We start from the raw sequence: 16203 nt of genomic DNA, 5'->3' as shown, positions 1-16203 counted from the left end.
TGGCTCGGTGAACAGGTCCAATCGGCGCTCCTCCGACCGGTCCATAGTGTCCGGATCCGATTTCCTGCAACTGAACATCGACGATGCGCCAGTGGGCAGGCGATCCGAATGGCTGGCCCAGCAGCTTCGGCTCGCGATATCGGACCGCCGCCTGCCGGTGGGGAGCAAGCTGCCGGCCACCCGTGTACTGGCCGGCGAGTTGCGGGTGTCGCGAGGCGTGGTCACCGAGGCGTACCAGCGGCTGACAGAGGACGGGCATGTGGCGGGACGCGGGCGCAATGGAACGATCGTGGTCGCCGCACCCGCCGCGCCGCTGGAAGTCCCCCCGACCACACCTGGCGCCCCTCCCTCGCCGAGCGCGTTGTTCACCGCCGTACCCGGCGCCGACATCTTCGACTCGATGCGAGCGGCACCAGCCCGGATCGATCTGTCGCCAGGCGTGCCCGACCTTGCCGCGTTTCCGCGCTCGGCGTGGCTGCGTGCCGAACGCTCCGTACTGGCAAGCCTCTCCGCGTCCGACCTCGGGTACGCGGACCCGCGTGGGACGCCTGCGCTGCGTCACGCCGTCGCCAACTGGCTTACGCGCAACCGCGCGGTCAGGGTGGATCCGAACGACATCCTCGTCGTGGCCGGCACCGCCCAGACACTCAGTCTGCTCGGACAGGTGCTGCGCGACGACGGGATCTCCGCGGTGGCCGTGGAGGACCCGGGATCACTCGGGGCACGCCAGCATCTGCGCAATCAACAGCTGGACACTCCGCCGGTCCCGGTCGACTCCCACGGCGTGCGCGTCGACCTACTGCATGATGTCGCCGCTCGAGCGGTCCTGCTGACTCCCGCGCATCAGTTCCCGACCGGAGTGGTGCTCAGCGGTGCGCGGCGTCGTGAACTGATGCACTGGGCCTCCGAAAGCGACGCGCTGATCATCGAGGACGACTACGACGCCGAGCACCGCTATGACCGGCCTCCGGTCCCCGCGCTGCGATCCGTACTCCCCGACCACGTCTGCTACGCCGGGAGCGTGTCCAAGCTGCTCGCCCCCGCACTGCGCGTCGGCTGGGTGGTCGCACCGCCGAAATACCGGGACGCTCTCGTCGCCGCCAAACGGTTCGCGGACCTGGGCAATGCCACACTGCCTCAGCAGGTGCTGGCCCGGTTCATGGACTCGGGCGAGATGGAACGCCAGTTGAGGCTCCTGCGAACACGCCACCGCCGTCGCCGGAACGCCATGGTCGACGCGATCAGAACCCACCTCCCGGAGGCGGTCGTACACGGTGCCGCGGCGGGCCTGCACCTGACGATCACCTTCGACACCGAGTTCGCCGACACCGACCTCGCCGCCGCGGCACTCGCGCGCGGCGTGAAGGTGCAGCCACTGTCATGGCACAGCCAGCGCTCACAACGGCCCGGACTGGTCCTCGGCTACGCAGTGAGCGCGCCCACCGCCATCAGCGAAGGTGTGGCAATCCTCGGCGAGGTCCTACGGCGCCTGCCCTGATCAGTACAACCGGGACCGGTCCTGAGGGGTCTAGCCAATGTGACCTCATCAGGGTCCGCCGTAGGAAGACGGCGAGCCCGACGATCCCGAAGGGGGATCTCATGCGCATCCGCCCTGCCGTTTCCGTCGTGTTCGGTGTGACCGCCCTTTCTGCCTCGGTGATTCCGGCAACCGCCCAGGCGTCGAGCCCGGCCGCATCCAGTGACACGACGTTCTCGAAGGTCGTGGTCAACGGCGGCAAGGACATCGTGCTCGACCTGACCACCAAGAAGACCGTCACCCTCACGTGGACCGCGACGGACCCGGACGGTGTCGTCGCGTCGTGGGCCTACCTGTGGCACGGCCCCAACACCGACGACGCCGACGGCTACCTGCCGGCGGCCTACCTGCCGGCGGGCACGTGCACCGTGTCGCCGACCGACCGCACCACGTCCTCCTGCAAGGTGAGCTTCGTCGTGGACGCCGCGCGGGACCTCGACCACAACGCCCTCGCCGGCACCTGGAACGTCCTCGCCGGGGCGCAGGACGCCACCGACGACTGGACGGAGATCGACGTCGCCGGCACGGCGCAGGTCAAGCGGTACGCCAAGGTGACGGTCAACGCCTCGCCCGAGCCCGTGACGAAGGGCAGGACCATCACGGTCACCGGCAAGCTGACCCGCGCCAACTGGGAGAGCAACACTTACACCGGTTACCAGGACCGGCCGGTCCAACTGCAGTTCCGCATGAAGGGCAGCACCACCTACACCACCCTGAAGACCATCACCAGCGGCAGCGCCGGCGCGCTGAAGACCACCACCAAGGCCATAACCGACGGCTACTTCCGCTTCGTCTTCGCCGGTACCAACACCACGGGCCCGTCCACGGCAGCCGGCGACTTCGTCGACGTCAAGTGACGGTGCCGAGCAACTAGGGCATGTCCGCACCTTGGCTGATGGTCCCCAACAGGCGTGCGACCAGGGGATCGTGGTCGTTGTCGCGCCAGGCGACGGCCACTCGTGTGCGGGCGGTGCCGGGTTCGATCCTACGGAAGGCGACGCCTTTGAGGCGGATGCGTCGCATGCTCGCCGGGGCCAGGGAGACGCCCGAACCGGTTTCCACGAGGGCGCACACGGTCTGCCACTCCACCGCGTGCTGGACCACCTGCGGTGTGAATCCTGCTGCGGTGCACAGGCCGATGATCTGGGGTCGTGCAGTGGCGGGCCGACCGTGCGGGCAGCAGCACGAAGGGCCAGTCCGCCAACTGCACAAGCAGTAAGGCCCGTTGGGCGACCAGAGGATGGGTGGACGGCAGCACGGCCACGTACCGTCCTGAAGCCGAGCTCTGTCTCGTCGGTGGGGGGCTCGCGCAGTAGACCGATGTCGATGGTCTTGTCCTCCAAGGGTCTTGTCCTCCAAGCGGCGGATCTGCCGGCTCAGCGGCGGCTGGGCGATGTCCAGGCGGGCGGCCGCGTGGCCGAAGTGGATTTCCTCTGCGAGCACGACGAAGGCGTGCAGCTGCGGCAGGGGGAGTTCGGGGCGCTCCATACGCCTGGAGATATCAGACCATGCACGCGACCGTATTAGACGTATCAGTGCTGGTCACTTAGCGTTCGGCGCATGACAGAGCGACGCGCGATCCTCAGCGGCTCGACCTTTGAGGAGCAGATCGGCTACGCCCGTGCTGTGGTCGACGGCGACTGGGTGCATGTGTCCGGGACGACCGGGTTCGACTACGCCACCATGACGATCTCCGACGATGTGGTGGAGCAGGCCGAGCAGTGCCTGCGCAACATCGAGGCCGCACTGGCCGAGGCGAAGTGCACCTTCGCCGACGTGGTGCGTGTGCGCTACCTACTGCCCGACCGCGAAGACTTCGAACCCTGTTGGCCGGTCCTGCGCCGCTACTTCGGTGATGTTCGGCCGGCCGCCACGATGCTCATGAGCGGTCTCGCCGACCCGCGGATGAAGATCGAGATAGAGGTGTACGCGCGGCGGCGCATCACGCCTCATGGTGCCGCGACGACCAATCACTCGGAAGCGCCTGTCGTGCCCGTCGGAGCCTACGAACCCCCCTACTACGTGGCTGTCTTCACCACGGTGCGAACCCAGGACCAGAGCGGCTACAGCGAGACCGACGCACACCTGGAAGACCTGGTGAAGGGCGTCCCCGGGTACTTGGGGATGGACCACGCGCAGACTCCTGGCGGCCTGGGCATCACCGTCAGCTACTTCCGCGACGCCGACGCCCTCACCGAGTGGCGGACCAACGCCGAGCACCGCGCGGCACAAAAGCGCGGACGAGCCGAGTGGTACCAGAGCTACACGCTGCACGTGGCGAAAGTGGAACGGAGCAACGGGTTCACGCGAGCGGAGGACACGCCCCCGACAGCAGGCTGACCAACCCGCCCCCTCACGTCGGGATTGTCGGCGCACGGCCATTGACACCGGGTTGCGCCGAGGCGAAGATCTCGCCTGCACATATGTGGTTGAAACGATTCAATCGCTCGCCAGTAGGAGCCCGCGATGCCGTCTGTGACGCGCCGGTCCGCTCTGCGCTCGGCCATAGCCGTGGCCCTCGCCCCGACCCTCGGTTCCCTGGTCCTTCCCGCGCTCGCGCCCACGGCGTCCGCCGCGGTCTCGTGGACCGCGAAGTGGATCTGGGCGCCCTCCAGCACCACGAACCAGTGGGTGGCCTTCCGCAGATCGTTCACGCTGGGATCCGCGCCGTCCAAGGCGGTGACGCAGATCGCGGCGGACTCCAAGTACTGGCTGTGGGTCAACGGCACGCTCGTCGTCTTCGACGGGCAGCTCAAGCGCGGCCCCAACCGCACGGACACCTACTACGACGAGATCGACCTCGCCCCCCTACCTGACCGGCGGCAACAACACCGTCGCGCTTCTACACCTTCGACACCCGCTGCCACGCCCTCGGCGCGAAGGCCATCTCACAACTGGCGTCCTGGCAGAAGCCCACGGGGGCGCTGTACTCCCCGGTGCCCACGACCATCTGGACCAGCGAACTGCCCGTCCAGATGCTCGCCTCGGTCTGGTCCTTCTGGACGTACTACCTCTACACCGGCAACGCCGACGCCGTCACCGGCGCCTACCCGGCCGTGAAGAAGTACCTGAGCCTGTGGACCCTGGACAGCGACGGCCTGGTCAACCACCGCGCAGGCGACTGGGACTGGGAGGACTGGGGCTCCAACATCGACGCCCGTGTCCTCGACAACTGCTGGTACTACCTCGCCCTGGACACCGCCGCCAAGCTCGCCGACCTCAGCGGCAACAGCGCCGACACGGCCGGATGGAAATCCCAACGCGACAGCATCAAGGCCAACTTCGACCGTGTGCTGTGGAACGCCTCGAGGAACGAGTACCGCTCACCCGGCTACACCAAGGACACCGACGACCGCGCCAACGCCCTCGCCGTCGTGTCCGGCCTGGCCCCCACCGCCCGCTGCCGACGGCACAGACAACCACGCCTGGAACGGCGGCCCGCTGTACGCCCTGTCCGCGTGGCCAGGCCAACTCGGGCGGAGCGGCCCAGACCTACTCCCTGACCTCCGCCGCCGGCCGCTACCTGCGCCTGAAGGCCACCAGGCTGGGAGCCCCCGCGACCGACGAGTCCACCCGCTACCGTCTCCAACTCGCCGAGATCCGCGTCAAGTAACAGGCGGTGGACCGCATCGGCCTCCCATGCCACCCGACTTGATCGGGCACAGGATGTCGGGTCCGGAGGGAGGTGTGCTCCCTAGCGTGGTGAGCGCGAAGAGGAAGGAGACCGGGGTGCTGGAGCGGCTGAACCAGGCCATGGAGCACATCGAGGGCCGACTCGACCAGTCGATCGACGTGGCCGGGCTGGCGCGGATCGCGGCGACTTCGGAGTATCACCTGCGCCGGATGTTCTCCGCGCTCGCGGGCATGCCGCTGTCGGAGTACATCCGGCGTCGGCGGCTCACCGTAGCGGGTGCCGAGGTGCTCGCCGGAGGTGACTCGCTGCTGGAGATCGCGGTGCGCTACGGCTACAGCTCCGGCGAGGCGTTCGCGCGGGCGTTCCGTGCCGTGCACGGCGTCGGGCCGGGCGAGGCCCGCCGCGCGGGTGCCGCGCTCGTCTCCCAGCCCCGGTTGACCTTCCGCCTCACCGTCGAAGGGAGCAGCAGCATGCGCTATCGCGTAGTGGACCGGCCGGGCTTCACCGTGGCAGGCCTCAAGGCCCGGGTGCCACTGGTGCACGCGGGGCCGAACCAGGCGATCATCGACTTCGTCCGCGGGATCGACCCGCAGGTCCTGGAGCGCCTGGAGAAGCTGTCGGACCAGGAGCCGAACGGCATCGTCGCGGTCTGCGACGACCTGGATCCGAGCCGCGCCGAGGGCACCGAACTCGATTACTACCAGGGGGTGATCACGTCCGCGGCCGCCCCCGAGGGCACGACGGCACTGGCGGTCCCGGCCGGCACGTGGGCGGTGTTCACCGTCTCCGGTCCGGCACCGCGGGCCATCCAGGAACTGTGGCGGGACGTGTACACCGAGTGGTTCCCCTCCAACCCGTACCGCAGCCGCCCCGGCCCGGAGATCTTGCGTACCCGCCTGTCACCGGACGGGACCGAGGCCGACGCCGAGCTGTGGCTGCCGGTGGAGCGGGCGCAGGACTGAGGTTATGTGATCTGCGTCACAATATGTCACAGCGGTCGGTCGTTCGGTGTCTTGAGGTCGACCCCCTGAAGACGGGGGAGACGGAGGAGACACCATGGCTGAGAACATCGATGTGGTCGTGATCGGCGGAGGGTACGCCGGCGTCATGGCGGCCAATCGTCTGACGCAGCGCGACGACGTGACGGTGACGCTGATCAACCCGCGCCCGACCTTCGTCCATCGGGTCCGCCTGCACCAGCTGGTGGGCGGGTCCGATGACGCGGTCGTCGACTACCGGGAGGTGCTGGGCGAGGGGGTCCGGCTGGTGGTCGACACCGTGACACGGATCGACGCGGCCGAGCGCGGCGTGGTGCTGGCGACCGGCGGCACGGTCGGCTACGACTACCTGATCTACGCGGTGGGCAGCGGCAGCGCCGACCCGCGCGTGCCCGGAGCGGCCGAGTTCGCCTACCCGATCGCCGGACTGGAGGAGGCGCAGCGGCTGCGGCCCGTCGTCGAGGCCGCGCCCGCGACGGCCGCGGTGACGGTGGTCGGAGCCGGTCCGACCGGCATCGAGACCGCCGCCGAGCTGGCGGAGGCGGGCCGCGCCGTCACCCTGGTCTGCGGCGGGGTGCTCGGCCCGTACCTGCACCCCCGGGGGCGACGCTCGGTCGCCAAGCGGCTCGCCGCACTCGGTGTGACCGTGCTCCAGGGCCCCGGTGCGAAGGTGACGGCGGTGACCCGCGATGCCGTGCGGCTCAGCGACGGCCGCGAGCTCCCGAGCGGGGTGACCATCTGGACCGCCGGATTCGGCGTGCCGGACCTGGCCGCGCGCAGCGGGCTGAGCACCGACGCCCTGGGCCGCCTCCGCACGGACGAGACGCTGACGAGCGTGGACGACGTACGCATCGTCGCGGCCGGGGACTCGGCGGCACCCTCGGGCCTGCCGCTGCGGATGAGCTGCCAGGCCGCGATGCCGCTGGGCGCACGGGCCGCCGACACGGTGCTCAGCCGGATCGGGGGCGAGCGGCCGGCGCCCCTCAACCAGACGTTCGCCGGCCAGTGCATCAGCCTGGGGCGACGCGCCGGCATCTTCCAGTTCGCCCACCGGTACGACGTAGCGGTGTGGTTCCACATCGCCGGCCGCCCTGGCGCGAAGCTCAAGGAGTTCGTGTGCCAGGGCATCGTCAAGCACCTGGCCGACGAGGCACACAAGCCCGGTTCGTACAGCCTGCACCGCGTCTCAGGAGGCCCCAAGCGTCAGCAGCTGCTGCAGGCCCAGCAGCACCAGGAGGCCCCGGCCCCCGCTGAACAGGCGGCCTAGGCCGCGCACGAACGGGGGAGGGACCAAGACATGCACGAACGGGGGAGAGGCCCAGACATGAGCGACCGCACCACCGACCCGGCGACCGAGACCTTCGTCGCCCACCGCAACCTGCTCTTCACCGTCGCCTACGAGATGCTCGGATCGGCGACCGACGCGGAGGACGTCCTCCAGGAGACCTGGCTGCGGTGGATCGAGGTCGACCTGGAGCAGGTGCGCGACCAGCGCGCCTACCTGGTCCGGATCACGACCCGCCAGGCACTCAACCGGCTGCGCACCATGACCCGCCGCAAGGAGGCGTACGTCGGTCCCTGGCTGCCCGAGCCGATGCTCACCGCGCCGGACGTCGCCGAGGACGTGGAGCTCGCCGAGAGTGTGTCGATGGCGCTGATGCTCGTCCTGGAGACGCTGTCGCCGACCGAACGCGCCGTCTTCGTGCTGCGCGAGGCCTTCGACATCGGCTACGACGAGATCGCCGCCGCCGTCGACAAGAGCCCCGCCGCCGTACGCCAGATCGCGCACCGCGCCCGCCGCCACGTCGAGGCCCGCCGCCCCCGCGAGACGGTCTCCGCGAGCGCCACCCGGGCGGCCCTGGAGTCGTTCCGGCACGCGCTCGAAACGGGGGACCTGCAGGGCTTCCTGGACGTGCTCGCCCCCGAGGTCGTCCTGGTGAGCGACGGCGGCGGAATCAAACAGGCCGCGGTACGGCCGATCACCGGCGCGGACAAGGTGGCCCGCTTCATCGTCGGCGGCGTCGGCAAGTCCGGAGCCACGCTCACCAGTGACCTCATGGTGGTCAACGGCAACCCGGCCCTCTTCCTACGCTGGGACGGCGAGCTCGACGGCGTCATGGCGATCCGTCTCGAGGACGCCCGTATCACCGGCCTCTACTACGTCCGCAACCCGGAGAAACTGACCCGCGTCGAGTCCGAGACCCCGCTCACCCGGCGATGAACAGCCGTATCGTCGCCGTGACGGCCCCGCGCGGGACGATCACCGCCGACCCCGAGGGCGCCTGGTACGCCCTGCTCGCGGTCGCGTCACCAGCGCCGACCGCCTGGCCTTCGGCCGCCGCCCGGTCCCAGCACCGGCATCGGCACCACCGTCTACGTCGTCCTGCTCAACGCCCTCTGAGCCCTCGGCGCGGCGAGCGGCCTCACTCCGTGCCGCGCAGCGCGGTCCAGGTGGCGTGGCCCACGATGCCGTCGGCGGACAGCCCCTTGTCGGACTGGAAGCCGCGCACCGCGGACTCCGTCGCGGTGCCGAAGTCGCCGTCCACGTCGCCGACGGCGTACCCGCGTTTCGACAGCATGCACTGCACCTGGAGCACGCGTTTGCCGCTGTCGCCCTGGCGGGTGCGGCCGCTGCCGGAGTAGTGGGTGCAGTCCGAGATCCAGGGCGGGGTCGCGGGCTCGGGATCCTGGGCGCTCGGGTCCGGAGCGGGGTCGTCGGACGAGGCGCCGGGCTCGACGGTACGAGAGGAGGGGACCACGCTGCTGCGGCCGGCGCCGGTGGCGTCGTCGCCCTCCTCGCCCGCTTTGGCGTCCTCGGCGGCGGAACCGGAGACCTCGGGGCGCGAGACCGCCCCGTCCGCGTCGCCCGCCTTCTTGCCGGACGCGCCCTCGGCGGACGGCCCTTCCGAGGCGCCGGGCGCCGGTGAGATGGGCGCGTCTCCGGGGGTGCCGCCGGTGGAGGTCGCCGTACGGGAGCCCGGAGCGTGGGCGGTGGCGTCGGCGTCCTGACGAGTGAACAGGTAGACCCCAGCGGCCACCACACAGACGACCACGGCCGCGACGACAGCCAGCGCCTGCTTCCGCCGCGCCCAGCCACGAACGCCGGACGACCGGAGCGGCTGCGGCGGTACGACGACGGCGGGTTCTGCCGCTTCGGCGGGGCGGCCTGCCGACTCCACGGGCACGGGCAGCACAGGCCCGACCGGCCCCACCGCGTCACGACGGTCGTTGTCCGGGGCCTGTAAGTGGGCGCCGCGTTCGACAGGAAGGCGGTGCAGCAGGTCGTACGCCCGCTGCCGGGCCCCGACCGCGCTGCCCAGCGGCTCGGACCAGTCGGGGGCCGCTCCGGCGTGTGGCTGGGCCGTGGTGACGAGGTCCGCGGGGCTGGGGCGGTTCTCGGGTTCCTTGGACAGACAGGCGGCGAGGAGGGAGCCGAGTGCTGGGTCCGCCGCCGAGATCCGGGTGATCAGCGCGGGGTTGGGCTCCTCGAACGCCACCCGGTGCATGACGTCGACACCGGTGCCGTCGCCGAACGGGGCACGACCGGTCGCCGCGTAGACAAGGGTCCCGGCGAGGGAGAACACGTCCGAGGCGGTGTCGGAGTGGCCCGTCCTCAGGTGCTCGGGCGACATGTAGGCGGGAGTGCCGACCCGGTTGCCCGTACCGGTGATCGCGCTCGCGTCCACGGCCCTGGAGATGCCGAAGTCGATCACATGGGCGCCCCGGACGGACAGCAGCACGTTGCTGGGCTTCAGATCCCGGTGCACGATCTCCGCGGCGGCGAGGTCGGCGAGCGCCCGCCCGAGCTCCGCCGTGAGCCGCCAGACCGTGCCCGTCTCCAGGGCGCCGCCCTCCCGTACGGCCTCCGCCAGATCGAGCCCCGGAAGGTACTCGGTGGCCATCCACAGCAGTTCGTCGCGGAAACCCGTGCCGCACAGCCTCGGCGCGTAGGGCGTACGGAGCCGGGCGTGCACCGACGCCTCCCGCTCGAACCGGCGCCGGAACCGGGCGTCGTCCGCGTACTCCGGTCTGATCACCTTCACGGCGACCAGACCGGGACGGCCGTCCACGGGACGTGCGAGGTAGACCCGCCCCATGCCACCGCTGCCGAGCAGGGCCAGCGGCACATAGGGGCCCACCTGCTCCGGGTCGCCGGGGCGCAGGGGTGAGGCACCGGTCTGCCGCAGCGCGGCCGCCTCACTCGTCGCCGACCCCGGTGGCAGCGGCCGCTGTTGTGACACGAATCCCCCGAAATGATGTTCGCCGTACGTCAGTTCGCCCTCTCAAAAGGAAGACGAGGCTAACCCAGCCGTGGCGCACGGTCAGGCTTTCCCTCACTTCCGTCACACGGCCGGCTCCGAGCGCCCGGTCGCGCCCCCGGCCGGACGTGATCCAGCCGGCCCACATCCTGCCGAGCCGCATCCATCCGGTTCTGATCCAGCCGCACCGGGTAAAGCCAGTCCTGATCCAGCCGCCTCTAGTACAGATGGCCGTAGACCTCGGCCGTCGTCCCGGCGCGGGCGCAGGCCTCCACGGCTTCCGCCCTGGCCTGATCCGCCTCGTCGTGACGGTGGACGGTTCGGAGTGCCACGGCGAGATTGTTCAAGGTCAGGCCGGTCGCGTACCAGTTGTCGTACTCCCGGCGGATCTCCACGGACCGCTCGTACGCGGCAATGGCCTCCTCCACTCGGCCCGCCGCCCGCAGGGCCACGCCCAGGCTGCTCAACGAATCGCCGTGGAGAAGCCGGTCACCGGTGCGGCGGTGGATCTCGCAGGCGTGGACGAAGGCGACGACGGCCTGTTCCGCCCGGCCTGTCTCCTCCAGGGCCAGGCCGAGGTTGTGCCACGCGCGGCCCTCATGGGACAGCTTTCCGAGGCTGTGAAAGCGGTCGCGCGCCCGGGTATGGGCGGTGATCGCCTCCTCCACCCGGTCCACTCTCCGAAACGCGAGACCGAGGATGTTCCATGCCATGGCCTCACCGACCCGGTCGCCGTCGGTGTGGAACAGCTCTCCGGCGTGCGTCACCGGCTCGATCGCCTCTTCGGGGCGTCCCGCCCGCAGCAGGGCGTTGCCGAGGTGGTTGCACAGGGCCGCCTCGTTGGGCCGGTCTCCGGAGCGCCGGGCTGCGTCACGGGCGGCCCGGCTGACGGCGACCCAGTCGTCGAAGTAGCGGCGCCAGCGCAGGAACTCGGCCAGGCTCAGGGCCAGGCGAACGCAGGCCGGCGCGAACCGGTCGTCGGCCCACTGGGCCGCGGCGACCAGATTGACCCGCTCGGCGTCGAGCCACGCCAACGCCGCCGCGCGCCCCTCGAAGGTTTCCGGCAGCGGTTCGCCCGGCAGGGCCCGCAGATGGCGGTCGGCGGGGCCGGCCAGCAGGCAGTGGAAGGCCAGTAACCGCTCCCGTGCCAGGGCACCTTCCTCGGCCAGTGCCGGGTCGTCGGACGTCAGCGTCGCCGCGTAGCCGCGGACGAGGTCGTGGATGCGCCACCGTTCCGCCTGCCCCTGGGACGCGTGGCTTCCGGTGATGAGGTGGGCGGAGGCCAGGTCGTCCAGCAGGCGCAGCGCGTCGGACCGGCCCAGGCCGGCCATGGCCGCCGCCGTGGCCGTGCTGAACTCCGTGCTGGGGGCCAGCGCCAGCAACCGCAGCATCCGGGCCTGTCCGGTGCCCAGCCGGCTGAAGGACACGTCGAACACCGGAGGCAGTGCCAGAGGCCTGCCGTACTCGTCGACACCCGGGCTGACCAGCGCACGCGTCGTGTCGGCGGCCGTGCGGAACTCATCGACCAGCGAGGCGACGGGGCGGTTCGGACGGCGTCGGCGCAGCAGCGCGGCGGCGATCTGCAGGGCCAGCGGTAGATGACCGCACAGCTCGGCCAGTTCGCGAACAGCCCCGGCCTCGCGCGAAGGCCGGTCGTCCTCGGGGTCACGCAGGTGCAGCGCGGTGGCGATCAGGGTCGCGGAGTCGTCCGGACTCAACGTGTCCAGCGCGAACTGGCGGGCTCGCAGCGAATCAAGACAGTCACGGGAGGTGATCAGGACACGGTGCCGGCCGCTGCCGGGGAGCAGAGGCGAGATCTGCTCCGGGGCCGAGGCGTTGTCCAGCAGGAGCAGCACGGGCCGGTCCTCGTCGGCGAGCTGGGCGAGGCGGCTGCGGTACAGCGCGTACTGGTTCACGTCGTCGGAGGGGAGATCCACTTCCTGGACGCCGAGTGCGTGGAGGAGGAACGTGACGGCCTGGTCGGCGGTCACGGGGGTGTTGCCGTAGCCGCGCAGATCGACGAAGAGAGTGCCGCCCGGGAACCAGTTCTCGTCCCGGGCGGTGTGCGCGGCGTGCAGGGCGAGCGCGGTCTTGCCGATGCCCGCGAGCCCGGTGACGGCACAGACGGCGGCAGGGCTCGGGGTCGTGGGGCGGGCGGAGGGGCGCAGAGCGTCCAGAAGTCTGGCCAGCTCCGTGTGCCTGCCGGTGAAGCCCGGCGGAGCGGTGGGCAGGGCGGACGGGGCGGTCGGTCCGGGGTGCCGACACTGGTGGATGACCATCTTGCCCACTACGGCGCCCTGGAACTCACTGCCCCGTAAGTCGACGTGATCGTGCTGCCCGTCCTCGTTCGGCGATGTGCCTTCCACCCCTGCCCGCCCCGCCTTCCGCAGCGTGCTCCGCCGCCTGGCCCCGCCGTGCGCTCCCGGCCGTTTCACGGTAGGACATGCCGTCCCCGCCCGGCGGTGAATCCACGGCAAGGCGGGCGGCTCGCGCGTCGCGTACGGGATGCCGCGCGGCTTCTCGGGCTCGGTGCGGTCAGCGGCGCGGTGCGGTCAGCCCACGTGGCGGGCGATGGCCCCGCGCAGGGCCGTGCGCAGTTCCTCCGGGGGTGTCGGCCCGTCGACGCTGGTGGTGATCGCCTCGGCGACGGTGCGCAGCTTGGTGTTGGAGTGCTGGGAGGTCTCGCGCAGGATGTCCCAGGCCTGGTCGGAGGTGCAGGCGTGGACGGCCATGAGGATGCCGCGGGCCTGGTCGATCACCGGCCGGGAGGTGATCGCCCGGCGCAGCTGCTCGATCTCCTCCCGCAGCACCGTCAGCAGCTCCGCTCGCTCCAGCGCCACCGGGGAGTGGGCGGGAGAGGGCTGCTCCCGCTCCACCGGGGCGTCGGGGCGCGGTGCGGTGGGGGCAGCGGTCAGCGGGTCGACCGTGTCCAGGCCGGTGAGTTCCAGGATGCGGCGTGGCTGGCCGTTCCAGCCGGACGTCGCCACCGGGACACCGGTGCGCCGGCCGTAGTCCTCCAACAACTCCAGGAACTGCAGCCCGGCCGTGTCCATGAACGTCACCCCGCTCATGTCCAGCTCCACCCCGCGGACGTCGGCCGACAGCTCGGCCAGCGCCTTGGCGAGGATGTCCCCGCACCCGTGGACGAGCTCTCCCCGCGTGCGGAGCAACGCGCGGCCCCCGTCCACCTGTCCGTCGATGACCAGGGTGCTCAGCATTGCTCCCGCGAGAGATGGTGGCGCCACAGAAGTCATGTTCCCCCTGCCTCTTCGGTCGCCGACAGTCGTCATGGCGTGGCGGCGCGCCTGCGGTCCGTCACGCCGTACGTGCGAGTGCGTCTGCCCTGCGCGCGGCCCCCTACACCCGTCCGGTGCATGGAGGGGCCCGCAAGGGGGTAATGCCCTCTCGATCAGGAGCATCGGGGAGACTGGTGTGGGTATCCGATACGGGACACCGTCCGCGGCCGTCGACGCGGAACCGGGACTGACGGTGTCCCCGTTGTCCGGGCGGCGAGGCCTGCGGGCGGCAGGGGAAGTCGGCCTGGCCACACGCGTGATCTGGGAGCGCGCGCTGGATGAGGCGCTACGCGGGGACGAGGACGTGTACGAACTGGAACTGTCGGCCGTGACGTTCATCGACGTCGCCGGTGCCGGAGCTCTCGCGGACGCCGTCCGCCGTCTGGGCCCGGACCGGCGGGTCGTGCTGCACGGGCCGCCACCCGCCCTGCGCCGGTCGCTGGAGCTGCTGTGGCCGGGTCTCGACGGGATCGAGGTGCCGGTGTCATGACAGCCGTGGCCGACCCCTTCGTGCACCCCGCGCTCTTCTACCGGGACGAACAGGAATACCTCGCGGGCACCGTTCCCTTCGTACGCGAAGCCCTCGAGGCCGGGGAACCGGTCGCGGTGGCCGTGCCCGGCGAGAACCTGCGGCTCATCCAGGACGGGCTCGGGGACGCCGCCGCGGCGGTGCGCCTCCTGGACATGCGCCAGGCGGGACGCAACCCCGGCCGGATCATCCCCGGAGTGCTGCGCGCCTTCGCCGACCACCAGCCGCCCGGCGTCCGCGTACGGATCATCGGCGAGCCGATCTGGGCCGGACGTACGCCGACGGAGTATCCCGCCTGCGTCCAGCACGAGGCGCTCATCAACGCGGCCTTCCAGGGCCGCGAGGTGACCATCCTCTGTCCCTACGACGTGAAACGCCTCGACGAGCAGGTCCTCACCGACGCCCTGGCCACCCACCCCACCCTCATCACCTCCGGCTCCCCCCTGGGCCAGGCCAGCACCGCATACGACCCCGACGGCGTCGTCGCCACCTACAACCACCCGCTGCCCCCCGTACCGGCCACGCCGGCCCACGTCTTCGACACGGTCACGCTCCCGGGAGCCCGCTACCACGCCACCGCCGAGGCCGCGCGGCTCGGACTCGCGGGCGCCCGGCTCGACGACCTGTCCCTCATCGCCGCCGAGCTGACCACGAACAGCGTGGTGCACGGCGGCGGCGTGGGCGAGCTGCGGGTGTGGGCCGAGGACGGGTACGTGGTGTGCGAGGTGCGCGACCAGGGACACCTGGAGGATCCGCTCGCCGGGCGCCGGCCCGCCCCGCACGAGCAGCGCGGCGGCCGCGGGCTCCTCCTGGTCAACCTCATCGCCGACCTCGTCCGCGTCCACACGGGCCCCGAGGGCACGACGATCCGCGTGTTCCTGGCGCCTTGAGCCGATAGGGTCACGCGCGCTCAGCCGGACATCGGGTCCAGCTCCAGCGGCTGGATCCTGCCCTCCAGCATGGCGCCCAGGCCCATGGCCGCGCACACGTCGGGCCGCTCGGCGATGTGCACCGGAATGCCGGTGGCCTGCCGCAGCATCTGGTCGAGGCCGGGCAGCAGCGCGCTGCCGCCGACCATCATGATCCCGCGGTCGATCAGGTCGGCCACCAGGTCGGGCGGACACTCCCGCAGCACCCTGCCGATGCCGTCGAGCACCGCAGTCAGCGGAGTCTCGATCGCGTCCCGCACGGCGGCGGTGTCCACCCGCACGGAACGGGCCAGACCGGTCGCGACGTCCCGTCCGTGGATCTCGGTCGAGGCCGGGCCCTGCGGGGTGAGCCCGTTGCCGGAGAGGGCGAGTTGCAGGGGCCGTACGGACTGGCTGGGGAGCATCAACTCGTGCTCGTGGCGCAGATGCTGCACGATCGCGTGGTCCACGGCCTCACCGCCCACCGGGATGCGTTCCGCGGTCACGATCGACCCCAGGGAGAGGACGGCCACCTGCGTGGCCGCCGCCCCGCACACCATGATCATGGTCGCCTCGGGCTGCTCCACGGGCAGCCCGCAGCCGACGGCGGCGGCGATGAGGGTGTCGACGAGTTCCACCCGACGCGCGCCGAGCCCCACCAGCGTCTCGATCGCGGCGCGCTGCGCCAGCGGGTCGGCGTCGTGCGGGGTGCACGCGGCGGCGCGCAGGAACGGCTTGCGGCGCAGCGAGCGGCGGACCTTGTCGCCGAGCAGGTGACGCAACATGCGCTGCGCCATCTCGATGTCGACGACGGTGCCGCCGGAGACGGGACGGACCACGCGGATGTAGTGGGGGGTGCGACCTGTCATCTTCTCCGCGAACTCGCCGACCGCGATCAGCGCGCCGGTACGGGTGTTCACGGCGGCGGCGGACGGCTGGTCGACGATGAGCCCCGCCCCCTTCACATACACCCGCGTCCTCGCCGCACCCAGGTCGACGGCGAAGTGGCAGCGGCGCAGCTGCTCCAGACTGGCGGTCATTC

General features: G+C 71.2%; 14 protein-coding genes and 2 pseudogenes. 10 read left to right on the top strand and 6 right to left on the bottom strand.

The window, feature by feature from the left end; all coding sequences use genetic code 11:
- The first annotated feature begins 7 nt into the window (after positions 1–7).
- The gene (pdxR, locus tag AC067M_RS03105; RefSeq protein WP_478695206.1) at positions 8–1498 is read left to right on the top strand and encodes a MocR-like pyridoxine biosynthesis transcription factor PdxR; all 1491 of its coding nucleotides are present in this window, start codon (positions 8–10) and stop codon (positions 1496–1498) included.
- A 101-nt stretch (positions 1499–1599) separates the two neighbouring features.
- Positions 1600–2394: a hypothetical protein gene (locus tag AC067M_RS03100; RefSeq protein ID WP_478695205.1), complete on the top strand. Its 795-nt coding sequence runs from the start codon at positions 1600–1602 to the stop codon at positions 2392–2394.
- Positions 2395–2407: 13 nt separating this feature from the next.
- Here AC067M_RS03100 and AC067M_RS03095 read toward each other — a convergent pair whose 3' ends face one another.
- Both AC067M_RS03095 and AC067M_RS03090 read right to left on the bottom strand, forming a co-directional pair.
- Complete coding sequence (locus AC067M_RS03095) at positions 2408–2641, bottom strand: LysR substrate-binding domain-containing protein (RefSeq protein ID WP_478695359.1); 234 nt, start codon at positions 2639–2641, stop codon at positions 2408–2410.
- Between the two features lie 243 nt (positions 2642–2884).
- Positions 2885–3025 (bottom strand): annotated as a pseudogene (locus AC067M_RS03090) (LysR family transcriptional regulator); the annotation flags it as partial.
- A 72-nt stretch (positions 3026–3097) separates the two neighbouring features.
- On the opposite strand from AC067M_RS03090, the pseudogene AC067M_RS03085 reads away from it, so the two are divergent.
- The 6 genes and pseudogenes from AC067M_RS03085 to AC067M_RS03060 form a co-directional block, all read left to right on the top strand.
- A pseudogene (locus AC067M_RS03085) lies at positions 3098–3412 on the top strand (RidA family protein); the annotation flags it as partial.
- Positions 3413–3442: 30 nt separating this feature from the next.
- A complete protein-coding gene (locus tag AC067M_RS03080; RefSeq protein ID WP_478695358.1) occupies positions 3443–3877 on the top strand; it encodes an antibiotic biosynthesis monooxygenase family protein in 435 nt (144 codons plus the stop codon).
- 545 nt (positions 3878–4422) lie between these two features.
- Positions 4423–5040 carry an alpha-L-rhamnosidase-related protein gene (locus AC067M_RS03075; RefSeq protein WP_478695357.1) on the top strand — a complete coding sequence of 206 codons (618 nt, stop codon included), beginning with the start codon at positions 4423–4425 and terminating at the stop codon, positions 5038–5040.
- A 226-nt stretch (positions 5041–5266) separates the two neighbouring features.
- Entirely contained in the window at positions 5267–6133 is an 867-nt protein-coding gene (locus AC067M_RS03070) for an AraC family transcriptional regulator (RefSeq protein WP_478695356.1), read from the top strand.
- 94 nt (positions 6134–6227) lie between these two features.
- Entirely contained in the window at positions 6228–7436 is a 1209-nt protein-coding gene (locus tag AC067M_RS03065; protein WP_478695204.1) for an NAD(P)/FAD-dependent oxidoreductase, read from the top strand.
- 57 nt (positions 7437–7493) lie between these two features.
- Positions 7494–8390, top strand: a complete 897-nt coding sequence (locus tag AC067M_RS03060) for an RNA polymerase sigma-70 factor (RefSeq protein ID WP_478695203.1) — start codon at positions 7494–7496, stop codon at positions 8388–8390.
- Between the two features lie 202 nt (positions 8391–8592).
- Here the strand turns inward: AC067M_RS03060 and AC067M_RS03055 are convergent, their stop codons facing one another.
- From AC067M_RS03055 to AC067M_RS03045, 3 genes are all read right to left on the bottom strand, one after another.
- Positions 8593–10410, bottom strand: a complete 1818-nt coding sequence (locus tag AC067M_RS03055; protein WP_478695202.1) for a protein kinase domain-containing protein — start codon at positions 10408–10410, stop codon at positions 8593–8595.
- Positions 10411–10646: 236 nt separating this feature from the next.
- On the bottom strand, positions 10647–12794 hold the full coding sequence (locus AC067M_RS03050) for a tetratricopeptide repeat protein (RefSeq protein ID WP_478695201.1): 2148 nt from the start codon (positions 12792–12794) through the stop codon (positions 10647–10649).
- Positions 12795–12980: 186 nt separating this feature from the next.
- The gene (locus AC067M_RS03045; RefSeq protein WP_478695200.1) at positions 12981–13682 is read right to left on the bottom strand and encodes an ANTAR domain-containing protein; all 702 of its coding nucleotides are present in this window, start codon (positions 13680–13682) and stop codon (positions 12981–12983) included.
- Positions 13683–13860: 178 nt separating this feature from the next.
- Here AC067M_RS03045 and AC067M_RS03040 point away from each other — a divergent pair, with 178 nt between their 5' ends.
- Both AC067M_RS03040 and AC067M_RS03035 read left to right on the top strand, forming a co-directional pair.
- Complete coding sequence (locus tag AC067M_RS03040; RefSeq protein ID WP_478695199.1) at positions 13861–14214, top strand: STAS domain-containing protein; 354 nt, start codon at positions 13861–13863, stop codon at positions 14212–14214.
- The gene (locus AC067M_RS03035) at positions 14211–15143 is read left to right on the top strand and encodes an anti-sigma factor RsbA family regulatory protein (RefSeq protein ID WP_478695198.1); all 933 of its coding nucleotides are present in this window, start codon (positions 14211–14213) and stop codon (positions 15141–15143) included. Before AC067M_RS03040 ends, AC067M_RS03035 begins: the two co-directional genes overlap by 4 nt.
- 20 nt (positions 15144–15163) lie before the next feature.
- Here the strand turns inward: AC067M_RS03035 and AC067M_RS03030 are convergent, their stop codons facing one another.
- Positions 15164–16201 (bottom strand): rod shape-determining protein, encoded by a 1038-nt coding sequence (locus AC067M_RS03030; protein ID WP_478695197.1) that lies wholly within the window; start codon positions 16199–16201, stop codon positions 15164–15166.
- Positions 16202–16203: the final 2 nt, after the last annotated feature.

The sequence above is a fragment of the Streptomyces sp. NPDC043427 genome (assembly GCF_056436655.1).
This window is presented reverse-complemented; position numbering and strand designations above follow the sequence as displayed.

Bases quoted from the DNA above. Each gene is read 5' to 3' on its own strand.
- AC067M_RS03065 (WP_478695204.1), top strand. From the start codon at position 6,228: ATGGCTGAGAACATCGATGTGGTCGTGATCGGCGGAGGGTACGCCGGC.
- AC067M_RS03060 (WP_478695203.1), top strand. From the start codon at position 7,494: ATGAGCGACCGCACCACCGACCCGGCGACCGAGACCTTCGTCGCCCAC.
- AC067M_RS03045 (WP_478695200.1), bottom strand. From the start codon at position 13,682: ATGACTTCTGTGGCGCCACCATCTCTCGCGGGAGCAATGCTGAGCACC.
- AC067M_RS03030 (WP_478695197.1), bottom strand. From the start codon at position 16,201: ATGACCGCCAGTCTGGAGCAGCTGCGCCGCTGCCACTTCGCCGTCGAC.
- AC067M_RS03100 (WP_478695205.1), top strand. From the start codon at position 1,600: ATGCGCATCCGCCCTGCCGTTTCCGTCGTGTTCGGTGTGACCGCCCTT.
- AC067M_RS03035 (WP_478695198.1), top strand. From the start codon at position 14,211: ATGACAGCCGTGGCCGACCCCTTCGTGCACCCCGCGCTCTTCTACCGG.
- AC067M_RS03080 (WP_478695358.1), top strand. From the start codon at position 3,443: ATGAAGATCGAGATAGAGGTGTACGCGCGGCGGCGCATCACGCCTCAT.